Source organism: Amycolatopsis sp. VS8301801F10, from assembly GCF_046195355.1.
Classification (GTDB): domain Bacteria; phylum Actinomycetota; class Actinomycetes; order Mycobacteriales; family Pseudonocardiaceae; genus Amycolatopsis.
Map to the genome: position 1 here is coordinate 3,239,437 of NZ_CP176065.1, position 13,666 is coordinate 3,253,102.

A 13,666-nucleotide genomic window follows, 5' to 3' on the forward strand; every position below is an offset into this window, starting at 1 on the left:
TGCTGGGGCCTGCGTGGACCGACAATCCACGCCGGGCCTCGCGTTGCGGTCCGTGTTGGGACTGCACGGGACGAGCGGCGGTTGGAGGGAGCGGTCGAGGAGAGCTAACGCAGACCTGGGGCCGCCCCGACTCCGCCTACGAGGCGACGCGAACCGTGCGGCCAGTACGGGCGAGATCGGAGCCCAGTCCGAGCGAGTCCATCGGGCTCGCCCGCCCAAGGAGATGCGGGTCAGTCCGGCCGAGCCGGACAGCTTGGTCTCGTCGGGCTTGCCCCGAGCTGATGCGGTTCAGCCTTGGCCGCGCCGCACTGCTTGGCCCCGACGGGCTCGCCCCGAGCCGATGCGGTTCAGCCTTGGTCGAGCCGGATCTCTTGGCCTCGCCGGGCTGCCCGAGCTGGTGCGGTTCAGCCTTGGCCGTGCCGCTTGGGCCCGTTCACTCTGAGCCAAGTCAGGCCAGCCGCCCGGGCCAGCCTCGAATTCAGCCAGCTCACCTGACCTGAGTCTGGCTGAGCGGAGCCAGGGTGCTCCGAGCCAGGCTCGGCTAGTCAGCCCGTCCGTCTCGAGGCCGCCCATCGTCAATCCGTCCAGCCCAAGCCAAGCCGATCCAAGTCGCTCAACCTCAAGCCAAACCAGTCAATCGGAATCTGGCCCGGCCAACCCCCCGGCCAGCGTCCCGGACCAACCGGCCCGGCCGAACCGATCCCGACCAGCGCCTCAGCCCAGCCCAGCCCAGCCGACCCGGCCAGCCGACCCGGGCCCAGCCCAGCCGACCCGGCCAGCCGATCCCAGCCGAACCGACCCCGGCCGAACCGATCCCAGCCAGCGGCTCAGACCAGCCCAGCGAATTCCGCCCAGCCCAGCCGAGGCCAGCCGATCCTGGCCCGGCCGGTCCCGGCCAGCGCCTCGACCCGGCGAACCCAGCCGAACCGCCTCAGCCAGCGCCCCAACACAACCGATCCCGGCTCGCCCCAGAGCCCGTCTCACCCCACCACCAACCGCCGGCCCCGTTCCAAATCCAGCAATCTCCGCTTGCACTCCACCCCAGCCGCGTAGCCGGTCAGTGATCCGTCGCTGCCCAGCACCCGGTGGCACGGCACCACGATGCCGATGGGGTTCCGGCCGTTCGCCAGGCCGACCGCGCGGGACGCCGTCGGTCGGCCGATCGACTCGGCCAGCTCTCGGTAGGTCGTCGTCTCGCCGTACGGGATCTGCAGGAGCGCCCGCCACACCGTCTCTTGGAAAGGAGTTCCCCTGAAAGCTAACGGAAGGTCGAAGTCGACCCGATCGCCGGCGAAGTACTCGTTCAGCTGACGCGTCGCCGCGGCGAATGGGCGGTCGTCTCGGTCGCCGAAGGCGGCGCGGGGCGGGCGGTACTGCTCTTCGCCGATGTACAGGCCGGCCAGGGCGCCGTCGCGGGCCAGGAGGGTTAGCGGGCCCTCTGGACTGTCGATGACGGTGTGCACCACGGTCATGCCGATTCCTCCGCCGGAATCCGGTTGATCGGGTGGTCGCCGGTCGCCCACAGGTGCTGGACCGCGTACGCGCGCCACGGCTGCCACCGGCTGGCGTGCGCGATCAAGGCGGCTGGACTTGTTGGCAGGCCTAGGGTTTCGGCGGCGACCTTCACGCCCAAGTCGGTCGCGACGAAGGCGTCCGGATCGCCGAGGGCGCGCATGGCGATGCTCTCCACCGTCCACGGGCCGAAGCCGGGCAGTGCGGCCAGTTGAGCGCGGGCGTGGACCCAGTCGCCGCCTGCGGTCAGGTCGACGTCGCCGGAGACCAGGGCCGACACGAGTCCCAGCAGGGTCGCGCGGCGGGATTTCGGCATGGCCAGGGTTTCCGGGTCCAGGTCCGCGAGCGCCTCGGGCGACGGGAACAGGTGCGTCAACCCGCCTTCCCGGTCCTCGATCGGGGTGCCGTGCGCCAGGACCAGGCGTGCTGCGTGGGTGCGGGCGGCCGCGGTCGAGACCTGCTGGCCGAGGACGGCTCGCACGGCGAACTCGGCGGCGTCGGTCGTGCGTGGGACGCGTCTGCCGGGAGCGGCGGCCACCAGCGGGGCGAGGGTCGGGTCCGCGGCGAGCTGTTCGTCGACGGCCACCGGGTCGGCGTCCAGGTCCAGGAGCCAGCGGCAACGGCTGATCGCGGCGGCCAGGTCGCGCAGGTCGGTCAGGCTCAGGCGGCACGCGACGTGGTCCGGCTCCGGGCGGAGCGACACCACGCCGTGGCCGTGTGGCAGTCGCAGGGTGCGGCGGTAAGCGCCGTCGCGCCATTCCTCGACACCCGGGACCGCGGTGGCGATCAGGTGCCCGAAAAGGTTGTCCGGACACAGCGGCCGACGGAACGGGAGCCGCAGCGACAGCACGCCCGGCGACTTGGTCCGCTTGCCGCCGCGGACGCGCGAACGCAGCTCGCTCGGGGTCAGAGCGAAGACGGCCCGCACGGTTTCGTTGAACGTCCGGATGCTGGAGAACCCCGCGGCGTGCGCGATATCGCTCATCGGCATCGTCGTGGTCTCGATCAGCAACCGGGCGGTTTCGGCGCGCTGGGCCCGGGCGAGCGCGAGCGGACCCGCGCCCAGTTCGGCCTGCACCTGGCGTTCCACCTGCCGCACGCTGTATCCCAGCCGCGCGGCGAGTCCCTGCACGCCTTCCCGGTCGACGACCCCGTCGCTGATCAGGCGCATCGCGCGCGCCACCATGTCGGCGCGTTCGTTCCAGAGCGGCGAACCGGGCGACGCGTCCGGGCGGCAGCGTTTGCAGGCGCGGAACCCGGCGGCCTGCGCGGCGGCCGCACTCGGGTAGAAGCGCATGTTCTCCACCTTGGGCGGCACCACCGGGCAACTCGGCCGGCAGTAGATCTGCGTCGTCAGCACTGCGGTGAAGAACCACCCGTCGAACCGGTCGTCCTTCGACTGCACCGCGCGGACACAGCGTTCGGTCTCCTCGTACACGCCGACCAGTCTGCCCCGCCCCACGCCGGAAACCTCGCGAAAAAACGACATCACCCTGGCGGGGTGACCGCCTCCCGCTCCACCGCCCGCGTGTCGACGACCGACAACCCGCACACCAGCCCGGTCAGCCCCCGATGTCCGCGCGTGAAGACCATGAACACCAGGTGCGCCAGCAGCCACAGCGACGTCCACCCGGAATCCAAACCAACGAGGATGAAATAGCCGCCCGAACCGATCAGGAACCGGACGATCGTCTGCAGCACCGACGGCGGTCGCCCGTCCGCACGCACCACCGTCAGCAGAACCGCGCGCTGACCAGGCGTCGCGCCGTTGCCCGCCAGCGGCACGAGCAGCAGCAGAACCGCCGTGGGCACCCATCGGCCGAGGACGTCGTCGATCAGCGGGTTGTTCTGCAACGTGCCCTTCGTGACGTACTGCACCACCAGTGCGATCATGCTCAGCACGACACCCACCAGCGTGACCGAGATCAGATCGAGCACCATGCCCAGCAGCCGTCGCCGGGCGAGGACCGGACGCGGTTCGTCGGCCGGACGCAGTCGCCCGGAACGGCGCAGCACGGGCGCCAGAAGCGCGCCGATCCCCGCGCCGACGGTGTTGGACAGCAGGTCGCCGGTGTCGAACAGCCGATACGGGCACTCCATCGGGAACCACACGCCGGTCAGCTGGGTCGTCTCGATGGCGAGCGACACGAAGAACCCGCTGACGATGGCGAAACCGATGCTCCGCCCGAACAATCGGCGCAGGAAAACGCCCCACGGCACGAAGAACGCGACGTTGAACAACACCTGGCGCAGCGCCGGATTATCCAGCAGCCCCCCGGTATTGAACTGCTTCATGTCGTCGAGGAATTGGAGCGGATTCCAGACCGGGTGCCGCAGCGCTTCGTGCGTCGCGCAGTAGGCCGCGTCGACGTCTGGCAGCGGCAGCAATGTGTAGGTGACCAGCGCGAAGCAGTACACCAGGAATGCCGGTGCGGCGATCGCGCGCAGCAGGCCGAGTTCGCCGCGTTTGCGATAACTGATCGCCACATACGGCACCACCAAAACAAACGCGAGCCCGAAACCGGCGAACACGGCGATCAGCGTGGGACCGCTCCACTGAGTCATCGTTCCTCCACCCGGCGTGAGCGCACAGGGTAGCTGGCGGCAGTAGCCTGGGCACGCGGGAAGGAGGAGCAGTGGACGACGACATCGAAGACAATGCCGACACCGGGGTGCTGGATCCCGAGGACACGCTGGAGGACATCGACCCTTACGACGTGGGGTATTCGCCGCCGGAACGTCCACTCGCGACTCGCGACTGGGGCACCACCGCCTCCGAGGAAGCCGCCGGCGAAAGCTGGGAGGGCAGGCTGGCCCGCGAACTGCCGGACATCCGCGCGGCTGACGGCGACGGACTGGGCGATACCGAGGACACCGACGGCGAACTCGTAGACGATGAGGTCGGCGACTTCCGCGCGGGCCGCCTGGTGGCCTCCAACGCGGGCTTCGGCCCGGACACCGAGGCGGAGCTGTATGCCTCGGACATCGGCATCGACGGCGGCGCGGCGTCGGCCGAGGAAGCCGCGGTGCACGTTGTCGACCCGCGGGATTCGTGAAGCCGGCCGGAATCCGCTGAGACTGGCGGGCGGCTAGTCCGCCGGATCCCCGATCCAGACCGACGCCGGCAGCACATACGGCCGCAGCAGTTTGACCAGCGCCGCGTCCCCGCCGCCGTGCAGCGTTTCCTCGGTCAGCCGCCGGGCGACTCCGGCCAGGAAATCGGCGATCTGGACCCGCGGTTCGGACCTCGAGTCCACGAAACGCCACCGCGGTCCCGGATCGAGGAACTGGGCGAGCCGAGCCGGGGTGAGGGACTGCTGCTCGTCGTGGATGACGCTTTCCGGACGCCAGAACGCGATCGTGTCGGCGAGGGCGGGCAGCAGCGGGTCGAGCGGCGACGCGAGGCCGGGGTTGGCGAGAAGCTTGTCGCGCAGCGCGGTCAGCTGCGGGCGAGCCGCGACCAGGTCGCCGAGGACGTCCGTCTGGGCGAAGAATCCGTCGGGAGTGGTCGCGGGGAGGCGGCGGTTCGAGGTACGCAGCAGTCCGGTGAACGACCGCAGGAATTCTGTCCAGCGGCGGGCGCCGTGGATGCGCGGACCGTCTTGGTGCAACGCGCGGGCTCGGGCGTCCGGACGGTGTCGCAGGCATTCGGGGTACGGGGTCTGGTCGACGAGCAGGTCGACGATTTTGCCCGCGAGGAACAGCGCTTTGTCGACGAGCAGCACGCTGGCGGCCCCGGCGAGAGGTTCGGTGAGCAGCCACTCCAGGGCAGCGCGGTTTTTGGCGCGCAGGAGGTGGTTGGCTTTGTATTCGAGCGCGGGCGAACCGATGAGTTCCCGAAGCCGCGCAACGCATTCGGCGGCGGCCGCGGGCTCGAGCCGGACGGCGGCGTGCGCGAAGACCGCGGTGTTCGCGCCGATCAGGTTCCCGCCCTCCGAACCGGATTCGTCGCACGCGATCGTCGGCGGCCGCACGAAACCCGATCCTGCCAGGTCCGCGAGGCGAGGGCGACCCCATTTCTCCAGGGACCCCTGAGGTGGATTCCCGGATGTGCCGGCGGCCCCGGACGTTTCACCATGAAGGGGACGGAGGGAGCCGGTCATGGTGCTCGTCGAGGAGGACGTACACGCACTGGACGACGTACGGCGCGGGCTGGTGGTGGTCCACAACGGATTCGCCGGGGAGTGCTACCTGTGGTCGGTCGGCGGGCGGGTCCCGCTGTGGGAAACGCAGGCGATGGACCGCCTGCGCCGCCGGGGGCTGGTCAGAATCGCCCGCCGCCGAGGAGCCCCGGCGAGCCCGGTGGTGCTGACGGACCTCGGCGCCGCGGCCGCTTGAGTCCTTTGTGGACTGACAAATTTCGCCAGGCTTGAACGGCGCGGCCGATGGCAGCCGCGCTGACTCCGGGCGGGTTTCGCAGGCACTGGCTGAACCGCCCCTAGGTGCCCCGGAGCCGCCGGGAGGGCGGTGTGCGCGGCGCTCCCGGCGGCTCCAGGGCGGTCGGGCGGCCGGGGCGGTGATCCCAGTGCACGGCACCGGCGTGCGCCGACCTGGTGAGCAAGCCTTCCGGCTGGATCGATATCGAACTTAGCCCAGGTCCGGGGCTCGCAGGCGGTGCGTTCCCCGATCGTGTCGACGGAACCACGCTGGTGGGCGGGTATCGATCGGGGCAGCGGTGCCCAGTGGGGAAGGGCCTGGGGGCAGGCCGGGGAGCTGCACCGATCGGGGCCCACGCGGGAGCGAGCGGCGGGCCGGATCCCGGAGCGGTGGGAACGGCACGCGACGAAGGGCCAGCGGTCAAGGCGAGGTGGAGCAGTGCCTAGCAGGGGGGAAGGGCGGCAGCCAGCCTCGGAGCTAACTGGCACCCGACGCAGTGGGAGAACGCGCACGGTAGTCGGGCCACGCTGGGCAGGAGCAACCTGGCTTGGCTGTGGCATCGTGCGCGGCGGGGATGCGGTATTCGGAACGGCGTCGGGCGGGATGCGACCTAGCTCGGCGGCACTGTACGCAGCGGAAGGAAGCCGTCCCGTAATCGGAACGGCATCGGCCGGGAAGCGACACAGCCCGACCGCGCGACATTCACCCCCTCTCGGGGGATGATCGGGGCATGGCCGGGTTCAGGGCCCGTCACCGGCGGGCGGTTGCGGACGAGGCGCTGGTCCGGGCGCTTTTCGAGGAGCACGGGCGGGCGATGCTCGCCTACGCCACCCGGCTGCTCGGCGATCGGGCGGCGGCGGAGGATGTGGTGCAGGAGGCGCTCGTCCGTGCGTGGCGCAGTCCGGACAGCCTGGTCAACGGGCGCGGGTCGGTGCGCGGGTGGTTGCTCACCGTGGTGCGGAACCTGGTGATCGACCGCGTTCGGGCGAAGGAGGCGCGGCCGCAGGAGGTAGCCGAGTCGCCTTCGGGCGGGCCGGTCGCGCGGGATCATGCCGATCAGGTCGTGGACTCGATGGTGGTGCTCGCCGCGCTCGACGGGCTGTCCCCGGAGCATCGCGAGGTGCTCGAACAGATGTATCTGCAGGGGCGCAGCGTCGCGGAAGCGGCGGAGCGGCTCGGGATTCCTCCGGGCACGGTCAAGTCCCGCTCGTATTACGGGTTGCGGGCGTTGCGGGAAGAGTTCCGGCGAGCGGAAGGGGTGGCCGGATGAACACAGCCGACGAGCACGTCGACCTGGCGGGATACCTGTCCGGTCAGCTCGCGTCCGGCGAGCAGCGCGACGTCGAGACGCATCTGGACGGCTGCGAGCGGTGCCGGGCGGAGGCCGCGTCCCTGCGCGAGGTGCAGAGCTTCCTCGGCGAGTTGCCGCCGGAGGCGTTGCTGGAGGGGCCGCCGGTGGGCGCGGACCTGGTGTTGCAGCGGACCGTGGGCCAGGTCCGGGCGGAGTCGCGCGCGCAGGCTGGGCGGGGGCGGTCGATGGCGATCGTCGCCGCGGTCGTGGTGGCTGCGATCGCGTTGGGCGTCGGGGTGCTGGTGGGGCGCAGTTCGTCTGGGCCCGCGGTCGCGGTGCCGACCACGCCGCCGCCTGCCAGCACGGTTCCGGGCACGAAGGTCGTTTCCGGTGCGGATTCCAGCGGCAAGATGCGGCTCACCGCAAATATCGTGCCGCAGAGCGGATGGGTGCGCGTGGACGGTTCGGTGACCGGAATTCCGGCCGGGGAGAAATGCCTGCTCGTCGTCCTCGGCAAGGACGGCCAGCGCCAGGTCGCCGGCGGCTGGATGGTCTCGGAACGCGCGGCGCGGGACGGCGCGTACCTCTACGGCACGGCGGTCGTCGACCCGGCGCAGGTGGCGGCGGTGGTCATCGAAAACACTGCCGGGCACCGGTTCGTCGAGGCGGATGTCAGCTGAACCGCCGGTCCAGCCAGTCGCGGGCGGACTGCCACGGCTGGTCCGCCGGGTCGATCAGGCGGAAGTGGTCCACGCCGGGAAGCTCGACGTAGTCCACGTCGTCGCCCGCCGCCTTCGCCGCGGCTGCGTAGTCACGGCTGTGCGCGACCGGGACCCGGACGTCGGCGGCACCCTGCACGACCAGGTGCGGACACCCGATCGGGAGCTGCCGGATGGGCGACGCGGCGGGATCGTCGCCGGTCAGGAACAGTCCGGCGGCGCCTTCGCCGAGGTCCTCGGCCCGGGCGCGCGGGACGTCGGTGATCGGGGCCAGCGCGACGACGCCGGAGAGCCCGCCGCCGGCCAGCAGTGCCAGGTGGCCGCCCGCGGAGTGTCCGATCGCGACTGTCGGCAGCGCGTCCGGTCGTTCGACGGCGGCGATCGCGGCTCGCACGTCGTCAAGGGTTTGCGGCCAGCCGCCGGTGTCGCCGTCGATGCGGCGGTACTCGACGTTCGCCACATACCAGCCCGCGGCGACGAGGTCGGCCGCCATCGGGTCGAGCTGGTGCAGGTCGTGCCGGGCGCGCCACCATCCGCCGTGCAGCAGGATCGCGGTTCCCCGCCCGCCCGGGGCCCCGTGGAGTTCGACGAACTGGCTGGGCTCGCTGCCGTAGCGGAGGGTTTCCATGCTGGCCATTAGATCACCATCGAGCCAGCCGTTCGTGTACTCCCGCGAGCCCTTCGTGCGCCGCGCGATACGCCTCGTACAGGCAGGTCAAGTCGGTCTCGGGGGCGAAGGTTCGCTCGACGGCGACGGTCGCGGCCGCGGCGGTTTCGACGTCCGGATACCGGCCCGCGCCGACTGCGCCGAGGAGGGCGGCTCCTAGCGCGGCGCTGTCGTGCACGCGGAGGCGTTCGACGGGGCGGGACAGCGCGTCGGCGTGGAGTTGGGTCCAGAGGTCGCTTCGTGCGCCGCCGCCGGAGAACGTCACCGACGGGAGGCGTTCGCCGCACGCTTCTTCGACGGTTTCCAGCACGTGCCGCGCGGAGAACGCGACTCCGGTGAGGACGGCTCGCGACAGGTCCGCGGTGGTTGTGGACGACGTCAGCCCGAGGAAGCTGCCGCGCAGGTCCGGGTCCCACAGCGGCGCGCGTTCGCCTTGCAGGTGCGGCAGGAAGACCACGCCGGGCGTGCCTTCCGCGGCGGAAGCGAACACTTGAGCTACCTCGAGCCCGGACGCTCGGCTCCACCAGCGCACCGCGTCGCCCGCCGCTTGAGTCGGTCCGGCGTGCACGACGAGGTCGCCGCGGGGCGGGAAGGTGACCAGGCCGCGGACCGATTCGTTCCGGCGCGAGGCGGCCGCGACGACCAACGACGTCCCGCAGGTGACCATCGCGCGGCCCGGTTCTGTGGTGCGGGTGCCGAAAACGGCGCCGAAGGCGTCCATGGTTCCGACGACGACCGGGGCGTCGCCCAGCGCGGCCGCGTGGCCGAGGGGTTCCTCGGGCGCGAGCAGCTCCGGCAGCCGGTCGCCGAGCCCGTCCACGAGCGCGGCCGCTTCGGGCAGATAGCCGGAGGTTCCGGCGATGCGCACGCCGGACAGCGGGTCGGTCGCCACGCGTCCAGTGAGCCGTGCGCCGATGAAGTCCTTGGGGCTCATCATCCATCGCGCGCGGGACCACAGCTCCGGTCGCTCGCGGGCGAACCACGCGGCCCGGGCACCGGCGAACGACGCATCGAGCACGATCGGCCCGCCCCAGATGCGTTTCTTGTCGTCGTCGGTGAAGCGGGCGTCGAGTTCCGCCGCGATCGCCGCGCACCGCTGGTCCTGCCAGATCACCGCGGGCGTGAGCGGCCGCAGGTCTCGGTCGACGAGGAGATGGGTGTTGACCTGGCTGACGATCCCGGCCGCGCGCACCGAACCGGCGGGAAGTCCGGAAAGGACCGTGTGAAGCGCGGTTTCCGTTGCGCGCCACCAGTCTTCCGGGTCCTGTTCGGCCCAGCCGGGACGCGGGCGCGCGATCGGATAGGGCACCGAGTGCGCCGCGAGTTCCCGGCCGTCCGGCGCGAACGCCGCGACTTTCACCGCGGTCGTGCCGACGTCGATGCCGAGCAGAGCTTCTTCGTCCATGCCACAGGGGTACCAGGAATTCGCTGTCGTCGGGTCTTCGCTGCGGGACCGGCCGCCGAGATCGCTCGTTCCGGCCGGATTCTTCGGAGCCGTGAGCCGGACGAGGGGTGCGGTGAATCGGATTACTCGACCGACCGGCGTCGACCTGGCGAAAACCGGGCTGCTGAAGCGACCGTTCGCGCTACCGTCTCGGGCATGATGACGCCAGCCGAAGAGTTCCTGCGCGATTTTCACGACCGGAACCCGGCAGCCGCGTCCGAACTGGCCGAGCGAGGCCGGGTCGGCGGACGCTCGGTGTACGAGGCGTTCGCCGACCACGTGGGCCGGCCGCGCAGCGTGCTCGACCTCGGCTGCGGGGACGGCGCGCTGCTGGCGGTGCTCGCCGGTCGCGGTGCCGAAAAGCTCGCCGGCATCGACCTTTCCGCCAAGCAACTGGAGATCGCGCGCGGCCGGACCGGGCTCGCCGACGCGGACCTGCGGCCGGGCCGCGCGCAGGAGCTGCCGTTCGAGGACGACAGCTACGACACGGTCGTGTCGCACATGGCGCTGATGCTCATGTCCGACGTCGAGAAGGTGCTCGCCGAGACCGCCCGCGTGCTGCGTCCCGGCGGCGCCTTCGTGATCGGCGTGGGCGGCGGCGGGACCGACGCGCTGGAGGTGTTCCTGAAGGTCGCCCGGCCGCTTTTCGCGGTGGTGCCCGAGGACCGTCAGGTACCGACCTCCGGCGACCCGCGCACCCGCACCCGCGAAGGCCTCGACGCACTGCTCGGCCCAGCCGGGTTCGCGCCGGTCGGATGGCATCAGCTGCAGGTGGACCTGTCCGGCCCGCCGGACGAGGTCTGGCAGACCTGCCACGACACCTACTACCAGGTCGACGCCCTGGACGAGACGCAGCTGCTGGGGCTGCGGACGGCGTTCAAGGTGGCGACCCGGTCGCTGGTCGCTCCGGACGGCACGCTGCCCGCGGGGGTGCGGGTCAATGTGGCGACGACTCGGTTGATCTGACTGGTGTGGCGGTCCGTCGGGGTGTGGCTTGGTGTCTGGGTCGGTGGTGGGCTAGGCGCGGGAGCTGGTTGGGGTGCGGGTCAGCGTGGCGACGACGCGGTTGATCTGACTGGTGCGGCGGACCATTGGCTGCGCGCGGGGTAGCTCGGCGTCTGGGTCGGTGGTGGCGGACTAGGCGAGGGGAGCCTGCCGGAGTGCGGGTCAGCGTGGCGACGACACGGCTGACCTCACCGGTGCGCCGAACCACTGCGTGAGGGCCGAGCGGAGTGCCTCGACGTCGGGCTCGGCGGCGGTGGAGGACCAGGCGACGTAACCGTCCGGGCGGATGAGCAGGGCGGTGGGGGCGTCGCCGGTTGCCGTGGCGAGCACGGTGGTCACGCGGTCTTTCCATGGCTCGGCGGCGTCGGCGAGTACGGCGCCGGGGGTCAGGTCCAGCAGTACCGGGCGCGCGGCTCGGTACGCGGCGGTCAGCGGGGCCGGGTCGGCGAGTGGCAGGTCGGGTGCCCAGCGGCCGCTGTCCGGGTCGGTGCCGTAGTGCAGGTCCGCGCCGGACATCAGGTCGGCGACGTGCTGCCGCACATCCGGATAGGACAGCAGTTCGCCGAAGAACTCGCGCAGCGCGGTGACTTCCGGGCCGGGTGCGACGAGCGCGCTCTGTGCCTGGGTGTGCATCACGACGCGCTCGCTCACCGGGCGGCGTTCGGCTTCGTAGCTGTCGAGCAGCCCCGGCGGAGCCCAGCCTCGCACCTCCGCGGCGAGCTTCCACGCCAGGTTCGCCGCGTCCTGCAGGCCGAGGTTGAGCCCGGGGCCGCCGATCGCGGAGTGCACGTGGGCCGCGTCGCCGACCAGCAGCACCCGGCCCCGCCGATATGTTTCGGCGATCCGGGTGTTGCCGCCGCTCAGCCTGCGCAGCAGGAACGGGCCGGGCCCGGACGGCGGTTCGAGCGGCAGGTCGACTCCGAGCACCCGGTGCACGCTCGCGCGCAATTCGTCCAGGGTCAGCGGATCGTCCTCGGCGAACTCGGCGGCGCCGGTGTGTTCGGTGACCGACAGCGTCGGGTTCTCCGGGTCGAACGGCGCGAACACGAACACCCCGGTTTCCGTCCGGTGGTGCTGGAACGGCGGGAGGACGCCGGTCTCCAGCTTCAGCCCGCCGGTCACCGGATCGGCGAAGGACCGCGGCAGCCGCACATTCGCGCTGCGGGACACCGTTTCGTCCCACGTGACGCCGGGGAACTCGATCCCGGCTAGCTTGCGCACCGTGCTGCGTCCGCCGTCCGCGCCGACCAGGTATTCGGCGGCGATCTCGTAGGGCCCGTCCGGTCCGTTCACCCGCACGGTCACCGAGTCCTCGTCCTGGGTGAAGCCGGTGATTTCGTGGCCCCGGCGGAGGTCGGCGCCCAGCGAGCGGACGTGCTCGGTCAGCAGCTGTTCAAGCTCGTGCTGCGGCTTTCCCAGGATATACATCGGATTCCGGGGAAGGTCGGCGAATCCGACCGGAAACGCGCCGAACACGAAGCGCGGCACGGGCGTGGGTTCGGGGACGCCGGCGAGTTTCTCGAACAGCCCGCGCCGGTGCAGCAGCGGCACGACTTGGCCGACGAGACCGTTGGCTCGGCGCACCCCGTCCGGTTCGGCGAGCCGCTCCAGGAGGACGGGGCGGACTCCGGCGAGGCAGAGTTCGGCGGCGAGCATCAGGCCGTTCGGCCCGGCGCCCGCGATGACGACGGCGGACATGGGGATCTCCTTGCGGGATCAGGGAAGCACCTCGGCGAGCGTGTCGAACGCCCGGTGCACGATGGCGGTCAGGTCCGCGGGCGGGTCCGTGCGCAGCCATTCCTGGATGACTGCGCGCAGCACGCCGCCCGCGGTGGTGGCGATGAGCTGGACGCGGAGATCGGAGACGTCCGCGCCGAGCCGTTCCGCGACGGCCTCGGCCAGTGCTTCTTCGGCCGCGACGTTGGCTTTGAGGAATTCGCCCGCCAGGGCGGGTTCGGCGATCATGACCTGGACCCCAGCTGTCCATTGTGGATCGTTCCGGCCGCCGGGGGCGGAGCCGCGGTCGGCGTTGAGCTGCGCTAGCGACGCTTCGCGCAGCGCGGTCCACAGCGGCTCCGACGCCGGGCGCGCGCGGAGGTGGTCAGCGATCCCGCGAGCCCGGTCCTGGTGGCGGGCGACGATCGCTTCGGCTTTGCTGGAGAAGTAGTTGTTGACGGTGCGCGGAGAAACTCCCGCTTCCCGGGCGATGTCCTCGATTGTCACGTTCGACAGACCGCGCTCGACCGTGAGCCGGACTGCCGCCCAGGAGATGTCGACTCGGGTTTCTTGGCGGCGGCGGTCTCGGAGGTTCGGTCGGTCGGTCATGGGACCACCATAGCGTGCGGCTTGCGTGCCGCGCAAAGTTTGCGCGTTGTGCAAGTTTGGAGGGCGAGAAGAAGCCCGGGGCACGGATGCCCCGGGCTTCCCTGGTCCCGCGTCCGGTCAGTCCTTGCTGCTCTTGAACGCGTCCTTCACCTTCTCGGCAGCCTGCTTCAGGTTGCCCTTGCCCTGCTCCGCCTTGCCTTCGGCCTGCCACTGCTCGTTGTCCGTGGCGTTGCCGACGGCTTCCTTGGCGCGCCCCTTAAGTTCTTCGGCCTTGTTCTCGGCTTTGTCGTTCACGATGGGTCCTCCCTTCTCGTGCCCCTCGCGCT

General features: G+C 71.2%; 14 protein-coding genes. 5 read left to right on the forward strand and 9 right to left on the reverse strand.

What is annotated here, in order from left to right; all coding sequences use genetic code 11:
• Positions 1-980 precede the first annotated feature (980 nt).
• Genes F9C11_RS15725 through F9C11_RS15735 form a run of 3 tightly spaced genes read right to left on the reverse strand, consistent with a single transcriptional unit; the run spans position 981 to position 4,077 of the window.
• Positions 981-1,472, reverse strand: coding sequence for a methylated-DNA--[protein]-cysteine S-methyltransferase (locus F9C11_RS15725; protein ID WP_409185604.1), 492 nt, complete (start codon positions 1,470-1,472; stop codon positions 981-983).
• The gene (locus F9C11_RS15730) at positions 1,469-2,950 is read right to left on the reverse strand and encodes an AlkA N-terminal domain-containing protein (protein WP_409186916.1); all 1,482 of its coding nucleotides are present in this window, start codon (positions 2,948-2,950) and stop codon (positions 1,469-1,471) included. The genes F9C11_RS15725 and F9C11_RS15730 overlap by 4 nt, the downstream gene beginning before the upstream one ends.
• Positions 2,951-3,000: 50 nt before the next feature.
• On the reverse strand, positions 3,001-4,077 hold the full coding sequence (locus F9C11_RS15735) for a VanZ family protein (RefSeq protein ID WP_409185605.1): 1,077 nt from the start codon (positions 4,075-4,077) through the stop codon (positions 3,001-3,003).
• 71 nt (positions 4,078-4,148) lie between these two features.
• Between F9C11_RS15735 and F9C11_RS15740 the strand changes: the two genes are divergently transcribed.
• Complete coding sequence (locus tag F9C11_RS15740; RefSeq protein ID WP_409185606.1) at positions 4,149-4,568, forward strand: DUF5709 domain-containing protein; 420 nt, start codon at positions 4,149-4,151, stop codon at positions 4,566-4,568.
• 33 nt (positions 4,569-4,601) lie between these two features.
• Here the strand turns inward: F9C11_RS15740 and F9C11_RS15745 are convergent, their stop codons facing one another.
• Complete coding sequence (locus F9C11_RS15745; RefSeq protein ID WP_409185607.1) at positions 4,602-5,486, reverse strand: DUF3800 domain-containing protein; 885 nt, start codon at positions 5,484-5,486, stop codon at positions 4,602-4,604.
• Between the two features lie 127 nt (positions 5,487-5,613).
• Here F9C11_RS15745 and F9C11_RS15750 point away from each other — a divergent pair, with 127 nt between their 5' ends.
• From F9C11_RS15750 to F9C11_RS15760, 3 genes are all read left to right on the forward strand, one after another.
• The gene (locus tag F9C11_RS15750) at positions 5,614-5,850 is read left to right on the forward strand and encodes a hypothetical protein (RefSeq protein ID WP_101438212.1); all 237 of its coding nucleotides are present in this window, start codon (positions 5,614-5,616) and stop codon (positions 5,848-5,850) included.
• 769 nt (positions 5,851-6,619) lie between these two features.
• Positions 6,620-7,159: a sigma-70 family RNA polymerase sigma factor gene (locus F9C11_RS15755; protein ID WP_409185608.1), complete on the forward strand. Its 540-nt coding sequence runs from the start codon at positions 6,620-6,622 to the stop codon at positions 7,157-7,159.
• The gene (locus F9C11_RS15760) at positions 7,156-7,860 is read left to right on the forward strand and encodes an anti-sigma factor family protein (protein ID WP_409185609.1); all 705 of its coding nucleotides are present in this window, start codon (positions 7,156-7,158) and stop codon (positions 7,858-7,860) included. The genes F9C11_RS15755 and F9C11_RS15760 overlap by 4 nt, the downstream gene beginning before the upstream one ends.
• Here F9C11_RS15760 and F9C11_RS15765 read toward each other — a convergent pair.
• Both F9C11_RS15765 and F9C11_RS15770 read right to left on the reverse strand, forming a co-directional pair.
• The gene (locus F9C11_RS15765; protein ID WP_409185610.1) at positions 7,853-8,536 is read right to left on the reverse strand and encodes an alpha/beta hydrolase family protein; all 684 of its coding nucleotides are present in this window, start codon (positions 8,534-8,536) and stop codon (positions 7,853-7,855) included. The two genes, F9C11_RS15760 and F9C11_RS15765, sit on opposite strands and share 8 nt — an antisense overlap.
• A 4-nt stretch (positions 8,537-8,540) precedes the next feature.
• Positions 8,541-9,971 carry a xylulokinase gene (locus F9C11_RS15770; protein WP_409185611.1) on the reverse strand — a complete coding sequence of 477 codons (1,431 nt, stop codon included), beginning with the start codon at positions 9,969-9,971 and terminating at the stop codon, positions 8,541-8,543.
• Between the two features lie 195 nt (positions 9,972-10,166).
• On the opposite strand from F9C11_RS15770, the gene F9C11_RS15775 reads away from it, so the two are divergent.
• Positions 10,167-10,976 carry a class I SAM-dependent methyltransferase gene (locus tag F9C11_RS15775; RefSeq protein WP_409185612.1) on the forward strand — a complete coding sequence of 270 codons (810 nt, stop codon included), beginning with the start codon at positions 10,167-10,169 and terminating at the stop codon, positions 10,974-10,976.
• A gap of 201 nt (positions 10,977-11,177) precedes the next feature.
• On the opposite strand, the gene F9C11_RS15780 is transcribed toward F9C11_RS15775, so the two are convergent.
• From F9C11_RS15780 to F9C11_RS15790, 3 genes are all read right to left on the reverse strand, one after another.
• The gene (locus tag F9C11_RS15780) at positions 11,178-12,713 is read right to left on the reverse strand and encodes an FAD-dependent monooxygenase (protein WP_409185613.1); all 1,536 of its coding nucleotides are present in this window, start codon (positions 12,711-12,713) and stop codon (positions 11,178-11,180) included.
• Positions 12,714-12,731: 18 nt separating this feature from the next.
• Positions 12,732-13,340: a TetR/AcrR family transcriptional regulator gene (locus F9C11_RS15785; protein ID WP_409185614.1), complete on the reverse strand. Its 609-nt coding sequence runs from the start codon at positions 13,338-13,340 to the stop codon at positions 12,732-12,734.
• 117 nt (positions 13,341-13,457) lie between these two features.
• Positions 13,458-13,634 carry a CsbD family protein gene (locus F9C11_RS15790; protein WP_101438219.1) on the reverse strand — a complete coding sequence of 59 codons (177 nt, stop codon included), beginning with the start codon at positions 13,632-13,634 and terminating at the stop codon, positions 13,458-13,460.
• Between the last annotated feature and the right edge of the window lie 32 nt (positions 13,635-13,666).

Bases quoted from the DNA above. Each gene is read 5' to 3' on its own strand.
- F9C11_RS15725 (WP_409185604.1), bottom strand. From the start codon at position 1,472: ATGACCGTGGTGCACACCGTCATCGACAGTCCAGAGGGCCCGCTAACC.
- F9C11_RS15735 (WP_409185605.1), bottom strand. From the start codon at position 4,077: ATGACTCAGTGGAGCGGTCCCACGCTGATCGCCGTGTTCGCCGGTTTC.
- F9C11_RS15750 (WP_101438212.1), top strand. From the start codon at position 5,614: ATGGTGCTCGTCGAGGAGGACGTACACGCACTGGACGACGTACGGCGC.
- F9C11_RS15755 (WP_409185608.1), top strand. From the start codon at position 6,620: ATGGCCGGGTTCAGGGCCCGTCACCGGCGGGCGGTTGCGGACGAGGCG.
- F9C11_RS15760 (WP_409185609.1), top strand. From the start codon at position 7,156: ATGAACACAGCCGACGAGCACGTCGACCTGGCGGGATACCTGTCCGGT.
- F9C11_RS15765 (WP_409185610.1), bottom strand. From the start codon at position 8,536: ATGGCCAGCATGGAAACCCTCCGCTACGGCAGCGAGCCCAGCCAGTTC.
- F9C11_RS15770 (WP_409185611.1), bottom strand. From the start codon at position 9,971: ATGGACGAAGAAGCTCTGCTCGGCATCGACGTCGGCACGACCGCGGTG.
- F9C11_RS15775 (WP_409185612.1), top strand. From the start codon at position 10,167: ATGATGACGCCAGCCGAAGAGTTCCTGCGCGATTTTCACGACCGGAAC.
- F9C11_RS15780 (WP_409185613.1), bottom strand. From the start codon at position 12,713: ATGTCCGCCGTCGTCATCGCGGGCGCCGGGCCGAACGGCCTGATGCTC.
- F9C11_RS15785 (WP_409185614.1), bottom strand. From the start codon at position 13,340: ATGACCGACCGACCGAACCTCCGAGACCGCCGCCGCCAAGAAACCCGA.